Here is a 15434-nt window from a genome sequence, read left to right on the forward strand (position 1 = left end):
ATCCCTGGGCTATTACGCCTGGGCTTCCGGCGTGACGCGGCGCAGCTTGGCGAGCAGCTCGTCCACCTCGCGCTCGATGTCGGGAGCGAGCAGGTCGCGGGCGCTCATCCAGTCGTCGTCGAAGACGGTGTCCAGGTACTTCTCGCCACCGTCGTTGATCAGAGCGACCATAGTCGTCCCCGGCGCGAGCGAGGTCATCCGGGTCAGTGCCTCGTAGACCACCCCGCCCGCCGAGCCGCCGAGCAGCAGCCCGGTGCGGCGGGCGACTGCCCGGGCGGTGGCGAACGCCTCGATGTCGCCGACCTTCGCGCCCTCGTCGAGGAGTTCGTAGTCGACCATGGCGCCGATGGTGGCGCCCTCGGGCGTGCCGGTCCCCGACTGGTGGTAATCGTGCGCGGGCGGCCCGAAGGCGATGGAGCCCTTCGGCTCGACCCCGACGATCCTGACCCCGGGCACCGTCCGGCGTAGTTCGCCCCCGGTGCCGAACAGCCCGCCCCCGGTGCCGACCGCGCCGATCAGGACGTCGATACGGCCGTCGAGCGCGGCGTCGAGTTCCCGGGCCACCGGGTGGTAACCGACGCCGTTGGCGAGGTTGTTGTGCTGCTCGGTGAAGTACGCGTTGTCCGACTCGGCGGCCATCCGCTCCGCCAGCTCCTCGCGCGCCGCCGTGGCCAGGTCGTCGTCACCCTCGTCGGCGACGTAGACGAGTTCCGTGCCCATGGCCTGCATGGCGCGCAGCTTGTCCTTGGAGGCGTGGTGGTCGACGACGGCGGTGAACGTGTAGCCGCGCTCGGCGGCGACGACCGCGAGGCCGAGGCCGGTGTTTCCGGAGGTGGACTCGATGATCCGGCCGCCGGGGCGCAGCAGTCCGCGCTCCTCGGCGTCGATCACCATCTGCCGGGCCATGCGTATCTTCGCCGTCCCGGTCGGGTTGAACTGCTCCAGCTTCAGCAGCAGCCGTGCGTCGCTCTCGGTGCGGCACAGCTCGAACAGCGGGGTGGCGCCGATGAGTTCGGAGACCTGGCGGACGATGGCCGGACGGTGCAGGGGGCTGTGGTTCATGGCGGGGAAACTCCCTACGGGTGGCGGTCGAGACGCCAGCGGGGACGGGCGGAGCCGGAGGCGGACGAGGGGCCCTCGATGACGACCTTGGGCGGCAGCGGCAGTTCGTGGAACGGTGACTCGTTGGAGTCCATCTGGTAGCCCGCGGTGTTGAGGTACACCAGCAGATCGCCGGCGGCCGGCCGGACCGGGAAGCGGATCTTGCGCCAGGTCAGCATGTCCGACTCCAGGCAGGTGGCGGCGCCCACACAGGCGGGGTAGGGGCCCGCGTCGGCGAGGTCCGGCCGCTCGCAGGGGACGAGCACCGGGTCCGGCAGGAACTCGCTGTCGAACCACTGCTCGGACAGACTGAGGCTGCTGCCGTCCACGGTGAGGATGTCGTAGCCGTCGCGTTCCTTGGCGCCCTGGACCCGGAAGACGGTGCAGCCCGCCTGGTCCAGCAGTGCCCGGCCGGGCTCGACGAGCAGGGTGACACCGGCCGCCCGCACCAGCTCGGCCAGGCTCAGGTCCTCGCCGGCCGGGGTCGTCGCGAGCAGTGTGCGCAGGGCGTCGGCTCCGGCCACGGGGGAGTGGTAGGGGTAGTAGCCGGAGAAGGCCTTGTGCGCGTGGAAGTGCTCGGGGCGGGTGCTCTCGTGGAAGCGGTTCCAGCTCTCGGCGTCCACGTAGTCCACCGCGAAGCCGCCGCCGGCGCTGACTCGGTCGGCGCGCAGCCCCAGTGTCCGGGCGTGCGTGCACAGCCGTACCGACTCGGCGGCCAGATCGGCCCGTTCACGGATGTCGTAGCCGGACAGGTGGAAGCTGAACCCCGCCATCTCCACGTGCTCGGTGCGGCAGCGGTGCAGGGCCGTCTCCAGCTCGCCGTCGTCCAGGCCGAAGCGGCTGTGCGGCTGTCCGGGCGGCAGTCGGCGCAGCAACACCTGGGCGGTGCGGCCGAGTTCTGCTGCCAGAGTGATGAGGCGGTCGAGTTCGTCGAGGGCGTCCACGGCGACGAGCGCGCCCTGCAGCACGGCGACGCGCAGCAGTTGGTCGTCCTTGGCCGGGCCGGTGACGACCAGGTCCCTGCCGCGGACCCCGGCCGCCAGTGCCTCGCGCAGTTCCCCGTGGCTGGCCACGTCCACGCCCAGGCCGGCCACGGCCGCCCGCTCCACGAACGTGGCGGCTTTGTTGGCCTTCTTGGCGTAGTAGACCCGCCCCTCGACGCCCGCCTCGGCGAACGCCTGCCGGAACGCGGCCGCGTTGGCGTCGAACCGCTCCGGGAACAGCACGTGGTACGGGCCGCCGAGGCCGTGGCTCAGCTCGTGCAGGAGGGCGCTGCCCGGCGGGACGAGGAGCGCGCGCACCTCCTCCGTGGTGTGGGAGGAGAGGGCGGTGGTCACGTCCACAACGGCACCGCCGTGCCCAGCCCCTGCGCGAGGGCGAGCTGCGCGAAGCGGTGGCCGAGCGCGATGTCGGTGACGACCAGCCCGCTGTTGTACGCGAAGATCCGCTGCCCCGGATCCGTACGGCCCTCCGCGCGGCCCGCCAGCACCTCGGGGAACTCGGCGTGCACATCGCGGAGTTGACCGTCCGCGTCGACCATGTCGGTACCGGTGACGCGCATCTGCGCCTCGCTGGTGGCGATGACCCGGTCGGCCTTGTGCAGGGTGGAGGGGGCGATGCCGTATCCGATCAGTACCGACAGGGCGGACGGCTTGAGCCAGTCGGCCTCGACGTGCGCCGGGGTGCCCGGCCCGGCGGTGGCGAGGACGACGTCCGCGTCCTCGGCGGCCGCCCGGAGGTCCGTCACGACCTCCAGCTCGCGGTCGGGGAAGTAGGCGTGCAACTGCTCGCGCACGGCTCGGATGCCGTCCGGGTGGGTACCGAAGAGCATCAGCCGGTCCAGGTCCGGCAGGGTGGTCAGCAGGAACGGCAGAGCGAGCCGGCCCTGGGTGCCGGTGCCTATGACGAGGGCGCTGCGGCTGCCGGGAGCGGCGAGTTCACGGGCGAGGAGCGCGGAGACCGCCGGGGTGCGCAGGGCGCCGACGCGACCGCAGTCCATCATCGCGACCGGCAGGCCCGTCTCGTCGTCGTAGAGGGTCAGCGTCGTGTAGTAGTGCTGCTTGTCGCGGTCCTCGTGGAGACCGTACTTGTACGAGGTCTTGACCGCGACGACCCCGCGCGCCCCGTCCCGGCCAAGCATGGCGTACGCGACGGAATGGCCGTCCTCGGGCTTCACGGTGAGCTTGCGCGGGTTGTCGGAGCGGCCGTCGGCCAGGGTGCGGTACGCCTGCTCCACCACGGAGACCACGTCCGGCAGCGTGATGTCGATGCCGGCCACGTCGCCGGTGCTGAGTATGCGCAGGGTCTTGTCGTCGGCCGCCATGCTGCTGCCCTCCGTCATGTCGGTGTCGGTGTAGTTCATGCGAACGCCTCCACTGCGGCCTGGCCGTATCCGTGCTCCGACTTCTCGGCGGGCGGACGGCTCCGACGGCCCTGCACACGTACGGAGGAACGCTTCAGCCAGCGATCCGTGCCGTCGTAGCGGGCCTTGAAGGGGACGCGGCCGTGGACCACCAAGTCGTTGTCCACGACCAGGACTTCACCGGGGTTCAGGCTCACCGCCACGCTGACGCGGGCGAGTTCGTCCGCCAGACGGGCGTAGGCGGCACGGTGATCCTCGGGCGCCCGGTCGAGCGGGGTGTAGGCCGGGTCGAAGCGCAGGGTCAGGCCCTCTTCCGACTCCCAGAGCGTGGGTACGGCGGGCGGTTCGCCCTGGTATCCCTGGGCCTCCTCGTAGGCGTCGTCCGGCAGGATCGGCAGGACCGGGCGGCTGAGCAACTCCACGTCTTCGTCGGACAGTTCGGCCTGACGGATGCCGGCGGCCGTGGTGGCGACGGAGTCGGGGTTGCGCAGGCAGCCGAGGATCAGGAGGTGGGCGCGGCCGGGGTGGAAGGCGTCCTCGGTGTGCGGGCTGAGCAGCACGCTGCTGCTGGCGCCGGTCTGCTCCTCCTCGTGACCGGGGCTGGGCACGATGTTGTGTACGAAACGGCCGTCCTGCTGGCCCTCCCAGGCGATGGGGGTGCCCATCACGGTCGAGAGCAGAAGCAGGACGACGTCGTACACGGCACCCGCGTCAGCGGCGGTCGACCAGTGGCCGGGGGTGGGACCGATCGCCGCGTCGTCGACGGGCAGCCCGCGCAGGACGAACAGGCCGTCCGCGGTGTCGACGGGGCGGCAGGCGTGCCGGATCGGGTCGCTCAAGGAGGCGGCGACAGCGGGGACTTGGGCCAGCAGGCCGGGGTCGTTCGGTGAACCGTGGAACGAGGCGAGGAGGGTGCGGGCGGCGGCTGTCAGTTCGGCCACCGAGTCGGGATCGAGCAGGCGTGCGGGGGCGATTCCCGAAGGCATGGGGGATCCGTCCGTTCCAGTGCGGGGTGCGGTGCGGGGCGCGTGCAGTGGTCCACGGGCATGGCGAAGAAGGCTTCCCCGGAGTGGACCGGCTGGTCCGGAGCGGCTTCGGGTAGCCCGTCGGAAACATAGCCAGCCCACGGGAGATAGGGAAGGCTTACCTAAGAAGGATCTATGTCACACTGTTCGCGGTCTTGTTATACAGGTGGGGCACAGGGTAGGTAAGCCTAAGCAATCCAGCCAACTGCGGGAAAACGAGGGACAAGTGGACCTGACGCGACGTCACGTGCTCTGGATCGGCGGCGCCTTCGGGGCGGGCGCCCTGCTGACCGCCTGTGGGGGCGGCAGCGACGAGGAGCCGGCCGGGTCCGCCACCGGCGGCTCCGCCAAGCCCCGCAAGGGCGGCACGCTGCGGGTCGGCGCGCTGGGCCGCGCGGGTGCCATCACCCGTGATCCGCACGGCACTCAGGCCAACGAGAGTGACTACCTCATCCTCAGCCTGATCTACGACACTCTGACCGTCCCCGGCACCCGGCCCAACACCGAGCCCCGGCTCGCCGCGAGCTGGAAAGCCTCCGACGACCTCAGGACGTGGCGGTTCACGATCGCCAAGGGCGCGAAGTTCCACGACGGTTCGGCGGTCACTGCCGAAGACGTCGTCTTCTCGCTCAAGCGCCTTCGCGCCACCCCGGCCGGCGCCTCCCGGCTGCCGGGCGTCCAGGAGAACAACATCAGCGCCGAGGGCACCGACACCGTCGTCCTCGTCTCCGACTACGCCAACGCCGAACTGCCCCTGCTGACCCGCCTCACCACCTTCGTCATACCGAAGGGCACCACCGACAAGGACATCGCCGAGGCCCCCGGCACCGGCCCCTTCAAGCTCGACTGGTTCCGCGGCGGCAACGCCCGACTCGTCCGCAACGCGGACTGGTACGGCGGTGAGGTGTACCTCGACGCCATCGAGGTGAAGATCTTCGAGAGCCCGCAGGCCATGGCCAGTGCCCTGCTCGCCAACCAGATCGACGTCGCCTCCAACGTCGGTGCCGTCGCCGCCCGCACCGCCGAGGGCCGCCAGGACGTCCAGACGATCCGCCGCCCCAACGACATGGCGATGCCCATCGTCATGCGCACCGCCGACGGACCGTTCGCCGACGCGAAGGTCCGCGAGGCGCTGCGCCTGGCCGTCGACCGTGAGGCCATGGTCAAGCAGGTCCTCTCCGGCTACGGCACCGTCGCCAACGACATCCTCGGCACCGGCGACCCGGCCTACGACAAGAGCCTCCCGCAGCGCACCCGCGACCTCGCCAAGGCCAAGCAGCTGCTGGCCGAGGCCAAGTTCGACACCTCCAAGACGTACGAGCTGTACACCACGGAGGACATCTCCGGCCTCGCCGAGTCGGCCACCCTCTTCGCCACCCAGGTCCGCGAGGCCGGGGTCAAGGTGAAGGTCGTCAAGCAGGAGTCGGGGACCTTCTGGGACAAGACCTGGCTCAACGGCGACCTCTACACCACCTACTGGGGTACCAACGACTCCGTGGTCTTCTTCGCCAGCAAGACGATGGTCTCCGACAGCGGCCAGAACGAGGCCGGCTGGAAGGACGAGGCTTTCGACACGGCGTACGAGAAGGCCATCGGCACCGCTGACGCGAGTGAGCGCACCGCGCTGCTGACGGAACTCCAGAAGATCGAGTACGACAGCTCGGGCTACCTCCTGTGGGGTATGGCCGACGGCATCGACCTCGCCGGGTCCGCCGTCCAGGGGCTGCCCACACTGCCCGGCTACGGCAGGGTCCAGCTCGAACAGGCGTGGCTGGCCCGTTGACGCCTGACACGACCACGCCGACCGGCTCCCCACCGGCTCCGAGGGTCCGGTCGGCGTGGGCCCCCTTGTCGCTGCTCGCCCAGGTCGGCGCTGTCGTCCTGAAGCGGGCGGTGCTGCTCGCGGTGCTCCTCGGGCTGGTGTTCCTCACCGTCGAGCTGCTCCCCGGGGACGCTGCGACCGCCACCTCCGAGCGCGGCGAGAGCGCGGCCGACATCGAGCGGCGGCGGGACCTGCTGGGCCTGAACAGGCCGGTCCTGGAACGCTTCTGGGACTGGATGAGCGGCCTGCCCACCGGAGACCTGGGCACCTCGGCGCGCGGCGAGAAGGTCACCGACCTGCTGTCGAGTGCCTTCCCCAACACCCTTCTCCTCGGCGGGCTCGCGCTGCTCCTCACCGCCGCGCTGTCCCTGGCACTCGGCTGCTGGGCCGCGCTCCGGCCGGGCGGCCGGGTGGATCGGGCGGTGTCCGGTGCGGCGACGACGGTCCTCGCGCTGCCCGAGTTCGTGGTGGCCGTCGCCCTGCTCCTGGTGCTGTCGCTGTGGACCGGCTGGCTGCCCGCCGTCACCCTCACCGACGCCGACGGAACCCCCTCCGACTGGACCATGCTGATCCTGCCCGCGCTCGCTCTGACCATCCCGCAGACCGGCTGGAACACCCGCATCGTGCGCGCCGCCCTCGCCGACGAGGCCCGCGCCCCGCACGTGGAGACCGCCGTCCTCGACGGACTTCCGCCACACCGCGTCCTCACCCACCACGTCCTGCCCGGCGCCCTGCCCACCATCACCGCCGGCCTCGCGACCTCCACGGGCATGCTGCTCGGCGGCGCGGTTGTGGTGGAGACCATCTTCAACTACCCGGGCATCGGCTCGGTGCTGGCCTCGGCGGTCACCGACCGCGACAGCCCCGTGATCGCCGGGGTGACGGCCCTCTCGGGCGCGGTCATCGCGGGCGTACTGCTACTGGCCGATCTGGTACGGGACTTGATGGCGGGAGTACGGCGATGACCCTTCACCTTCTCGACGGGGGGAAGCCGTCGAAGCCTCACCGAATACGTGCGACCGCCCTGCGCGTGCTGCCCGCGCTGCTGCTCGTCGGCCTCGCCCTCGTCGGGCCCTGGCTGGCCCAGCACGCCATCGACGCCCCGGTCACCGCGCCGTACGCGGAACCCGGCGCGGACGCCGTACTCGGCGGCGACCAACTGGGCCGGGACGTACTCAGCAGACTGCTGGCCGGCGGCCGTGACCTGGTGCTCTCCTCGCTGCTCGTCGCGGCGTTGGTCACCGGCAGCGCGGCGGTGCTCGGCGCGATCGGCGCGCTGCGACCGCCCGTCGGGCGCCTGGTGGAACGGGTCGCCGACGTACTGATGCTGCTGCCCGCCGTGCTCGGCATCCTCCTGGTCACCCTGTCCTGGCCGGACGGCGGCCGCCTCGCCGTCATCACCGCCGCCGTACTGCTCGGCGTGCCGTACGCGGTGCGCCTCGCGGCCGGCGCGGCGGCCCCGGTGGCCGCCTCCGGGTACGTCGAGGCCGCCGCGGCGGGCGGCGAACGGCTCTGGCACCTCGTCCTGCGCGAGGTCCTGCCCAACCTGCGCGCCACCCTCCTCGCCCTGTTCGGCCTGCGCTTCGTCGCCGCCGTCTACCTGGTCGCCACTGCCGGCTTCCTCCAGGTCGGTCCACAACCCCCCGCCGCCGACTGGGCATTGATGATCCGTGAGAATTCCTCCGGCATCCTCCTCAACCCCTGGTCCGTCGTCGCCCCCAGCCTCGCCATCGGCCTCCTCGCCCTCAGCGTCAACCTCGCGGCGGCGGCCCTCGCCCCCCAGACCGGCCGGAAGACGGTGACCGTACTGTGAGCCACGCACTCGACCGGTATCGGGAGGGCGACGACGAGACGTCAACTCCTCTTCTCGAACCGGTAGTTCAGGTCACCGGCCTCAGCGTGTCCGGCTCCGGCGGCCGGGCTGTGCTCCGAGCCGCCGAACTCGCCCTCCGCCCCGGCCGGGTCGTCGCCCTGACCGGCCCCTCCGGCTCCGGCAAGACCACCCTGCTGCGCGCCCTCACCGGCTTGCTGCCACCCGGTACGGAGCGCACCGCGGGGCGCGTCGAGGTGCTCGGCCGTGACGTCTTCACCCTCCGCGAACGGGAGCTGCGCGCCCTGCGCCGCGAGCGGCTCGCCTACGTCGGGCAGGACCCCGGCTCGGGGCTGAACCCCCGGATGCGAGTCCGCTCCCTGCTCCGCGAACTCGCCGACGACGGGACCCCGGAGGCGGTGCGCCGACTCCTCGCCGAGGTACGGCTCCCGGACGACGACGGTGCGCTGGCCGCCCGGCGGCCCGCCGCTCTGTCCGGCGGGCAGCAGCGCCGGGTGGCCCTCGCCCGTGCCCTGGCCCGCCGCCCCGAGATCCTCCTGCTGGACGAGCCGACCGCCGGCCTCCACCCCGAACTCCGGGACGAGATCGGCGAGTTGCTCCGGCACCTCGCCCGCGAGCACCGTCTCGCCGTCGCCCTCTCCTGCCACGACCCGGAACTCGTCGAGCGGATCGCGGACGAGGTGGTGGAACTGGGGATGTACGGGACTGCTCTGCCGCGTGCTGCCGGGAAGCTGCCGGAGCGGCGGGCCTCCTCGACCGCCACCGAACCCGTACTCGGCGTGCGCGACCTCCGCGTCAGCTTCGGGCGGCGCTCGGACGCACCCGCCCTCGACGGCGTAGCCCTGTCCGTCGCCCCCGGCTCGGCGACCGGCATCGTCGGCGCCTCGGGATCCGGCAAGACCACCCTCGTCCGCGCCGTGGTCGGGCTGCAAGCGGTCACCGCCGGCACGATCCGCCTCGACGGGGTGCCGCTCAGCGCCGGCCTGCGTGGCCGCAGCCGCGAACAGCGACGCCGCATCCAGCTGGTCACCCAGAATCCGCTCGGTGCGCTGAACCCCAGCCGCACGGCCGGCGCCGCGATCGGCAGGCCGATGCGGCTGCACCGGCGGTGCGCGTCCGCTGAAGTGCCGGCCCGCGTGGCGGACCTGCTCGAACAGGTGGGCCTGCTGCCCGAGTTCGCCTCCCGCTACCCGCACGAACTGTCCGGTGGACAGCGCCAGCGCGTGGCCATCGCCCGGGCGCTCGCGGCCGACCCGGACGTCCTCATCTGCGACGAGGTCACCTCCGCGCTGGACGCCGCCACCGCCGAGGCGATCATGGACCTGCTGGTCCGGCTGCGGGAGGAGCGCGGCACCGCTCTGGTCCTGATCAGCCACGACCTCCCGCTCGTCGCCGACCGCACCGACACGGTCACCGTCCTCGACTCGGGTCGCACCGTCGAGTCCGGCCCCACGGCAGCCGTCTTCACCGCTCCGGCCCACCCGGCGACCCGGGCTCTACTGCGGACACGGGCGCGGATGACGTGACACGTACTGGCTAGGCGGCGGCGATCAGCGTTTCGGCGGCGGCCCGGGTGGAGGCGATCAACCTGCTGCGTCGGCTGCTGCTGCTGACGACGAGGACACCGGCGCCGTGGAACAGCATGTCCAGCTGGTCGGCGAGCATTTCGGGATCCCGCACGTCTGCCCGGGTGGCGAGATCTTTGAACAGCTCGTGGACCGCGGCACGGTAGGTGTCGGTGGCCCGCTGGACCTGCGCGCCCGTGGCGGGCTCGGCGCTGGCCCGCGCGAACGCGCAGCCACGATACGTACGGCGCCGCAGCCAGCGCGCCTGCGTGTCGAACACCGCGAGGATGCCGTCACGAGGATCCGGGAGCCGCTCGGCGGCGGTGCGCAGTTCGGCAAGATTCTGCTCGTGGCGGGCGCCCAGGTATGCGGCGACGAGCTCTTCCTTGCTGCCGAACAGGCGGTACAGCGATGCCTTGGCAACCCCGGCATGCTCGATCACGCGGTCGATGCCGACGGTGTGCACACCCTCGCTGTAGAAGAGCTCGTCTGCGGAGGCCAGCAGGCGTTCGCGGGGGGAGCGTGCCGCCGCTTCGCCGGTGGTGTGAGTGGTCACGGGTTCGTCCCTTCGTTGTCGCCGGTCAGGCGGAGCACGCAGGCCGCCGTCGCGGCGAGCACCGCGAGAACGGCGGCGTAGCCGAGCGTCGTCGCGGTCAGGTTTCCGGTGCCCTGCAGCACGATGCCGGCCACGATGGCAGGTACGCCGAACCCGAGGTAGGAAGCGATGTAGAGCAGCGACAAGGTGTCCGCGCGCTCGGACTCGTCGACGGCGGGCAGTACCAGGTCCATACCGCCGCGGAAGCCGAAGCCGAAGCCGGCTCCCGCCACCACCGAACCCGCCAGCAGGATCCACATCTGGTCCGACAGCAGCGCAACCGCGGTGATCGCGAGCGCCGTCAGCAGGCCCGTGATGCCGTACGCCAGTGACCTACGCCCGGCCAGCCCGGTGGTGGAGAACGCGACCACCGGCGCCACCGCCCCGACGATCGCGATGGGCAGGGCGCCGAGTATGGGGGACGACGACCCGGTGAGCTGGGCGGCGAGGTGCGGGCCGAACGCCCCGAACAGGCCCGATACGGCCCATACGGCGAACAGCACGGGCACGGCGGCGCCCAGCAGCGCCCGTACTCGCCGCGGCGCGCGCAGCCTGGGCCGTAGGGAACGCACCGCTCCCGGCGTGCGCGGCGCGGTCTCCGGCAACCGCGACAACGCGACGATCTGCAGCACCAGCACGATGGCGAACACCAGGTACACCAGGCGCGTCGGCATCGGTGCGAAAGTGACCAGCACGGCCGAGGCCAGAGCCCCGACTGCCGACCCGAGCGCAGGCGCTGCGGAGTTCGCGATCCGGCCCCGCTCGGCGTCGACGTCGAGCAGCGCCGCCCCCACCGCCGCGAGACCCGCGCCCGTGGACAGCCCCTGAAGCACTCGCCCCACGAGCAGCCCGTCGACGCCGCCGGCGCCGGCGAACACCAGCATCGCCACCACCTGCACGACGAGCGAAGGGAAGATGACCGCCCGACGTCCGATGTGGTCGGAGACCCGACCGAGCACCAGCAGAGCCAGTAGCAAGGCGAGGGCGTACGCGCCGAACACCACCGAGATCGCCGCCGCCGACACACCCCACCGCTGGGAGTACACGTCGTAGAGCGGAGTCGGAGCGCTGGAGGTCGCGAGGAACGTCGCGCTGATCGAGGCCAGCAGGGCGATACGGGCCGTCACCCGAGGACGGGCTGACACTGTCCAACCTGGTCGAGTATCCGTGGTAGCCATATCTGCACCCTACCGGAATGAGACAGGTCTGTCTCCTGGAAAGAGACAGACCTGTCTCCTAGAAATAGACAGGTCTGTCTCCTGGGGGGCCACGTCGGCGGAACGCCGGTTTGCCCGTGCAGAGATGCGCTCGCCCGGTCCGGAAGGGCTGCCTTGTGCGATGACGCACAGATCTTGCCCCGTGAATCCGACTTGGGTCTCGCGATGCCCGTAAGTAAGTATACTGGCCGTCATAGCTATGCCGATCGCTATAGTAAAGGGGCCTATCGTGGCTACCGTGTTCGTCACTGGCGGTTCCGGGTTCGTCGGGAGCCGGCTGATCACCCGCTTGATCAAGGAGGGGCACTCCGTCCGCGCCCTGGCACGCAGTGACGCTGCGGCCGGCAAGGTCAAAGACCTGGGCGCCTTGCCGGTGCGGGGGGACCTGGCAGACGTGGCCGGCCTGCGCGCCGCGGTAGCGGGGAGTGAGCTGGCCTTCCATTCCGCAGCCCGCACCGCCGGCCCGGGCACCCGCGAGCAGTTCTGGGCCGACAACGTCGACGGCACCGCCAACCTCGTGCGCGCCGCGCGCGCGGCCGGGGTGCGACGGCTGGTCCACGTCAGCACCGAGGCAGTCGTCATGAACGGCCGGCCGCTGGTCAATGTGGACGAGTCAGCCCCGCTGCGGCCGGACTCGCGCGCCCCCTACGTCGCGTCCAAGGCAGCCGCTGAACAGATCGTGATCGACGCGAACGGCAGCCTGGAGACCGTCGTGGTGCGTCCGCGTTTCATCTGGGGCGCGGGAGACACCTCGCTGCTGCCCGTACTGGTGGACATGGTCAACAGTGGGCGCTTCGCATGGGTCGGTGGCGGCCGGCACCTCACCGACACCGCGCACGTCGACAACGTCGTGGAAGGACTGATGCTCGCGGCCGAGCGCGGCCGCCCCGGCCAGACGTACTTCGTGACCGACGGAGAACCCGTCGCCTTCCGCGACATCCTCACCGAACTCCTGGCAACCCAGGGCGTCTCCGCGCCGACCAAATCCCTGCCCTACGGCGTGGCCAGGACGGTCGCCGCAGTCGGCGAAACACTCTGGCGCGGCCTGCGACTCAAGGGCGCGCCCCCGCTCGACTACCTGAGCATGTGGGTGACCAGCCTCGAGTGCACCATCGACATCACCAAGGCACGCACGGAACTCGGCTACCAGCCCATCAAGACCCAGAAGGAGGGGCTGGCCGAACTGCGCTGACGCCGGACAGTGCGCTGACGCCGGACAGGTCCTAGGAGCGGGTGCAGCGGCCCGTCGGTGCGTCGGCCGGTGGGTGGCACTGGAGGTCGTAGTCGGCCGAACTCGTGCTCAGATAGCGGCCGATGCAGGTGTTCGCGGTGGTTCTGCCGTGCTCGCCGCAGTACGCCAGGACGGCGCGGCCGTCGGTGAAGGGGCCCGGCGCGTAGATCACCCAGTAGCCGGCGCTCAGCGAGGCGTAGTCGTCGCTGCGCAGGTAGACAGCCTCGGGTACGGACTTCCTGACCTCGGCGAGGCGGGTGTCCCGGGCGGCGGTTCCGGAGCTGACGGGTTCGGAGAAGAGCTGGGCGATCCAGCGGCCCGTTGCGGCTTCGCTCGACGTGGGCGTCGGGGTGGGGGTGGCCGGCGCGGATGTCCCGCTCACCGGTGTGCCCGAACTGCCGCCCGTACTCGCCTCCTTGCCGTCGCCCGGGTCGCCGCGCAGGTTCAGGAACAGCGCGCCCGCCGCGGCGACGGCCAGCACGGCGGTCACGGCGACCGCGATCCCCGTACGGTTCCGGGGTCGCGAATTCCGAATGCCCCCCTCCATTCGGACCGGGGTGTCCGGCGGCCGGGGGTTGTCCAGCTGGGTGGGTGTGCGGCCGGTGGGCGGCTCGGGAAGGACGGTCGCCGGCGTCCGATGCGCCCACTGTGCTGCCGTACCCGACTCGACCTCGGCGAGCATCGTGTCCAGGCGGGCCGCGTCGGGGCGGGCCGCCGGATCCCGTACGAGCAGTGCCTCCAGGACGGGGGCGAGCGGTCCGGAACGCAGCGGGGGCGGCACCGGATCGTCGATGACCGCGGCCAGGGTGGCGAGCGAGGTGGCGCGGCGCAAGGGGCTGACGCCCTCCACGCAGACGTACAGGACGACTCCCAGGGACCAGAGGTCGGAGGCCGGACTCTCGTCGTGACCGCGGATCCGCTCCGGGGCCATGTACTCGGGCGAGCCGATCAGTTCGCCGGTGAGAGTCAGTGCGGTCGCGTCATGCAGGGCCGCGATGCCGAAGTCGGTGAGGACCGCGGCGCCGTCGGGGCGCAACAGGATGTTGGGGGGTTTCACGTCGCGGTGCTGGATGCCGGCGGTGTGCGCGGCGTGCAGGGCGGAGAGCACCTGGCGGCCGAGACCGGCCGCCTCCACGGGTGTCAGGGGGCCTTTGTCGAGTCTGTCCTGGAGTGATGTGCCGGGCACCAGCTCCATCACGATCCAGGGGTGGGGCGCCACGTCCACTATGTGGTGAACCATGACCACATGCGGGTGGCTGAGCCGGGCCAGCGCCCTCGCCTCGCGCAGCACTCGCTCCCGTACCGCCTCGGACGCCGCCGCGTCCGGCCGTACGGCCTTGAGGGCGACATCGCGGTGCAGCACGGTGTCGCGGGCGCGCCACACCGTCCCCATGCCTCCGCTGCCGAGCCGCTCGATCAGCTCGAACCGTCCGTCGACGATGTCCCCCGGTGCGTCCATGCGCGACAGAGTAGAACAGCGCCGGGCCCGGCCTCCGCGCGGGAGAAGGGCGCCGTCCGTGCGGCGAGCGACATCGTCGACCGGGCACGCGGTGGTGCGGCGGTTGCGGATGGGTCCCAAGTGGCATGACATGAGGCTCTGTTGACCTGCGGATTCGTTTCGTGGCGGAAGCGCATGGGCAAAGTCCGGGCAGCGTTTGTCCCGGTCCGTCCGGACCGAGGGAGGGGGGAGCGCGGTGCATGACCATGTGCGGACGCCGGACGGCCGGCTTCTGCGGGTCGAGGTCTCGGGCGATCCGCGCGGGCGCCCGGTGTTCCTGCTGCACGGCATGCCCGGCAGCCGGGTCGGGCCCCGGCCGCGGCCCATGTTCCTCTACCAGTGCGGTACGCGACTGATCAGCTACGACCGCCCCGGATACGGCGGTTCCGACCGCAAGCCGGGGCGCCGCGTCGTCGACGTCGCCCAGGACGTGGCCACCGTCGCCGACGCGCTCGGCCTCGACCGGTTCGCGGTGGCCGGCCGCTCCGGGGGCGCCCCGCACGCGTTGGCCTGCGCCGCGCTGATGCCCGAGCGGGTGACCCGGGCCGCCGCGCTGGTCGGGCTCGCGCCGCGGGACGCGGAGGGGCTCGACTGGTTCGCCGGGATGGCGCCGTCGAACGTCAACGAGTTCAAGACCGCGTTCACCGATCCCGAACGGTTCGTGGCCAGGCTGATTCCGCGGTCCGCCGCGATCCGGAGTGATCCGGCGCGGCTCCTTGAGGAGCTGCGGAGGGATCTCACCGACGACGACCGGCAGATCGTCTCGGACAACACCATCCGGTCGATGCTGTTGCGCAACTACCGCGAGGCGTTGCGCCATTCGCCGTACGGGTGGATCGACGACGCGCTCGCGCTGACCGGGGACTGGGGCTTCGATCCGGCGGACATCCAGGTGCCGGTGATGCTGTGGCACGGCGCGAAGGACGTCTTCTCACCGGCGTCCCACTCGTCCTGGCTGGCCGCGCGGATCCCCCGGGCGACGGCTGTTCTCGAACCGACCGGCGCCCACTTCGCGGCGCTGCGGGCCCTGCCGAAGGTGTTCGGCTGGCTGCTCGCGGACCTGCCTGACTGAGCGGGGCCGTCAACCGGGGCCACCAACCGGGGCCACCAACCGGGGCCACCAATCAGAGCCGCCGGCCGGAGTGGCCGGCCGGAGGCGCCGGCCCTCAGCCCGCAAGCTCCGCGGC

13 protein-coding genes are annotated in these 15434 nt (G+C 71.7%); 6 read left to right on the forward strand and 7 right to left on the reverse strand.

All coding sequences use genetic code 11. From position 1 onward, the window contains the following. Positions 1 to 12 precede the first annotated feature (12 nt). From ACFYPC_RS08205 to ACFYPC_RS08220, 4 genes are read right to left on the reverse strand one after another with little or no spacing between them, the layout of a single operon-like run. On the reverse strand, positions 13 to 1062 hold the full coding sequence (locus ACFYPC_RS08205) for a cysteine synthase family protein (protein ID WP_388672594.1): 1050 nt from the start codon (positions 1060 to 1062) through the stop codon (positions 13 to 15). Positions 1063 to 1076: 14 nt separating this feature from the next. Continuing rightward, on the reverse strand, positions 1077 to 2438 hold the full coding sequence (locus tag ACFYPC_RS08210) for an alanine racemase (RefSeq protein ID WP_388672596.1): 1362 nt from the start codon (positions 2436 to 2438) through the stop codon (positions 1077 to 1079). Continuing rightward, positions 2435 to 3463 carry an ornithine cyclodeaminase family protein gene (locus ACFYPC_RS08215; protein ID WP_388672598.1) on the reverse strand — a complete coding sequence of 343 codons (1029 nt, stop codon included), beginning with the start codon at positions 3461 to 3463 and terminating at the stop codon, positions 2435 to 2437. Before ACFYPC_RS08215 ends, ACFYPC_RS08210 begins: the two co-directional genes overlap by 4 nt. Continuing rightward, on the reverse strand, positions 3460 to 4449 hold the full coding sequence (locus ACFYPC_RS08220) for a TauD/TfdA family dioxygenase (RefSeq protein WP_388672600.1): 990 nt from the start codon (positions 4447 to 4449) through the stop codon (positions 3460 to 3462). Before ACFYPC_RS08220 ends, ACFYPC_RS08215 begins: the two co-directional genes overlap by 4 nt. Before the next feature lie 265 nt (positions 4450 to 4714). Here ACFYPC_RS08220 and ACFYPC_RS08225 point away from each other — a divergent pair, with 265 nt between their 5' ends. Genes ACFYPC_RS08225 through ACFYPC_RS08240 form a run of 4 tightly spaced genes read left to right on the forward strand, consistent with a single transcriptional unit; the run spans position 4715 to position 9667 of the window. After that, positions 4715 to 6271: an ABC transporter substrate-binding protein gene (locus tag ACFYPC_RS08225; protein WP_388672602.1), complete on the forward strand. Its 1557-nt coding sequence runs from the start codon at positions 4715 to 4717 to the stop codon at positions 6269 to 6271. Then, the gene (locus tag ACFYPC_RS08230) at positions 6268 to 7275 is read left to right on the forward strand and encodes an ABC transporter permease (protein ID WP_388672604.1); all 1008 of its coding nucleotides are present in this window, start codon (positions 6268 to 6270) and stop codon (positions 7273 to 7275) included. The genes ACFYPC_RS08225 and ACFYPC_RS08230 overlap by 4 nt, the downstream gene beginning before the upstream one ends. Beyond that, positions 7272 to 8123 carry an ABC transporter permease gene (locus ACFYPC_RS08235; protein WP_388672606.1) on the forward strand — a complete coding sequence of 284 codons (852 nt, stop codon included), beginning with the start codon at positions 7272 to 7274 and terminating at the stop codon, positions 8121 to 8123. Before ACFYPC_RS08230 ends, ACFYPC_RS08235 begins: the two co-directional genes overlap by 4 nt. Beyond that, a complete protein-coding gene (locus tag ACFYPC_RS08240; RefSeq protein WP_388672608.1) occupies positions 8120 to 9667 on the forward strand; it encodes an ABC transporter ATP-binding protein in 1548 nt (515 codons plus the stop codon). Before ACFYPC_RS08235 ends, ACFYPC_RS08240 begins: the two co-directional genes overlap by 4 nt. Before the next feature lie 10 nt (positions 9668 to 9677). Here the strand turns inward: ACFYPC_RS08240 and ACFYPC_RS08245 are convergent, their stop codons facing one another. After that, the gene (locus ACFYPC_RS08245; protein ID WP_388672610.1) at positions 9678 to 10262 is read right to left on the reverse strand and encodes a TetR/AcrR family transcriptional regulator; all 585 of its coding nucleotides are present in this window, start codon (positions 10260 to 10262) and stop codon (positions 9678 to 9680) included. Further along, positions 10259 to 11446 (reverse strand): MFS transporter, encoded by a 1188-nt coding sequence (locus tag ACFYPC_RS08250; RefSeq protein WP_388672612.1) that lies wholly within the window; start codon positions 11444 to 11446, stop codon positions 10259 to 10261. The genes ACFYPC_RS08245 and ACFYPC_RS08250 overlap by 4 nt, the downstream gene beginning before the upstream one ends. A 301-nt stretch (positions 11447 to 11747) precedes the next feature. Between ACFYPC_RS08250 and ACFYPC_RS08255 the strand changes: the two genes are divergently transcribed. Continuing rightward, complete coding sequence (locus ACFYPC_RS08255) at positions 11748 to 12710, forward strand: NAD-dependent epimerase/dehydratase family protein (protein ID WP_388672614.1); 963 nt, start codon at positions 11748 to 11750, stop codon at positions 12708 to 12710. A 31-nt stretch (positions 12711 to 12741) separates the two neighbouring features. On the opposite strand, the gene ACFYPC_RS08260 is transcribed toward ACFYPC_RS08255, so the two are convergent. Then, positions 12742 to 14208: a serine/threonine-protein kinase gene (locus ACFYPC_RS08260; protein WP_388672616.1), complete on the reverse strand. Its 1467-nt coding sequence runs from the start codon at positions 14206 to 14208 to the stop codon at positions 12742 to 12744. 235 nt (positions 14209 to 14443) lie between these two features. Between ACFYPC_RS08260 and ACFYPC_RS08265 the strand changes: the two genes are divergently transcribed. Next, positions 14444 to 15319 (forward strand): alpha/beta fold hydrolase, encoded by an 876-nt coding sequence (locus tag ACFYPC_RS08265; protein ID WP_388672618.1) that lies wholly within the window; start codon positions 14444 to 14446, stop codon positions 15317 to 15319. Positions 15320 to 15434: the final 115 nt, after the last annotated feature.

This window comes from Streptomyces sp. NPDC005808, assembly GCF_042871385.1.
In the GTDB taxonomy this organism is placed as follows: domain Bacteria; phylum Actinomycetota; class Actinomycetes; order Streptomycetales; family Streptomycetaceae; genus Streptomyces.

Excerpts from the sequence above, each read along its gene's own strand:
- ACFYPC_RS08260 (WP_388672616.1), bottom strand. The coding sequence starts at position 14,208 with ATGGACGCACCGGGGGACATCGTCGACGGACGGTTCGAGCTGATCGAG.
- ACFYPC_RS08205 (WP_388672594.1), bottom strand. The coding sequence starts at position 1,062 with ATGAACCACAGCCCCCTGCACCGTCCGGCCATCGTCCGCCAGGTCTCC.
- ACFYPC_RS08235 (WP_388672606.1), top strand. The coding sequence starts at position 7,272 with ATGACCCTTCACCTTCTCGACGGGGGGAAGCCGTCGAAGCCTCACCGA.
- ACFYPC_RS08215 (WP_388672598.1), bottom strand. The coding sequence starts at position 3,463 with ATGAACTACACCGACACCGACATGACGGAGGGCAGCAGCATGGCGGCC.
- ACFYPC_RS08220 (WP_388672600.1), bottom strand. The coding sequence starts at position 4,449 with ATGCCTTCGGGAATCGCCCCCGCACGCCTGCTCGATCCCGACTCGGTG.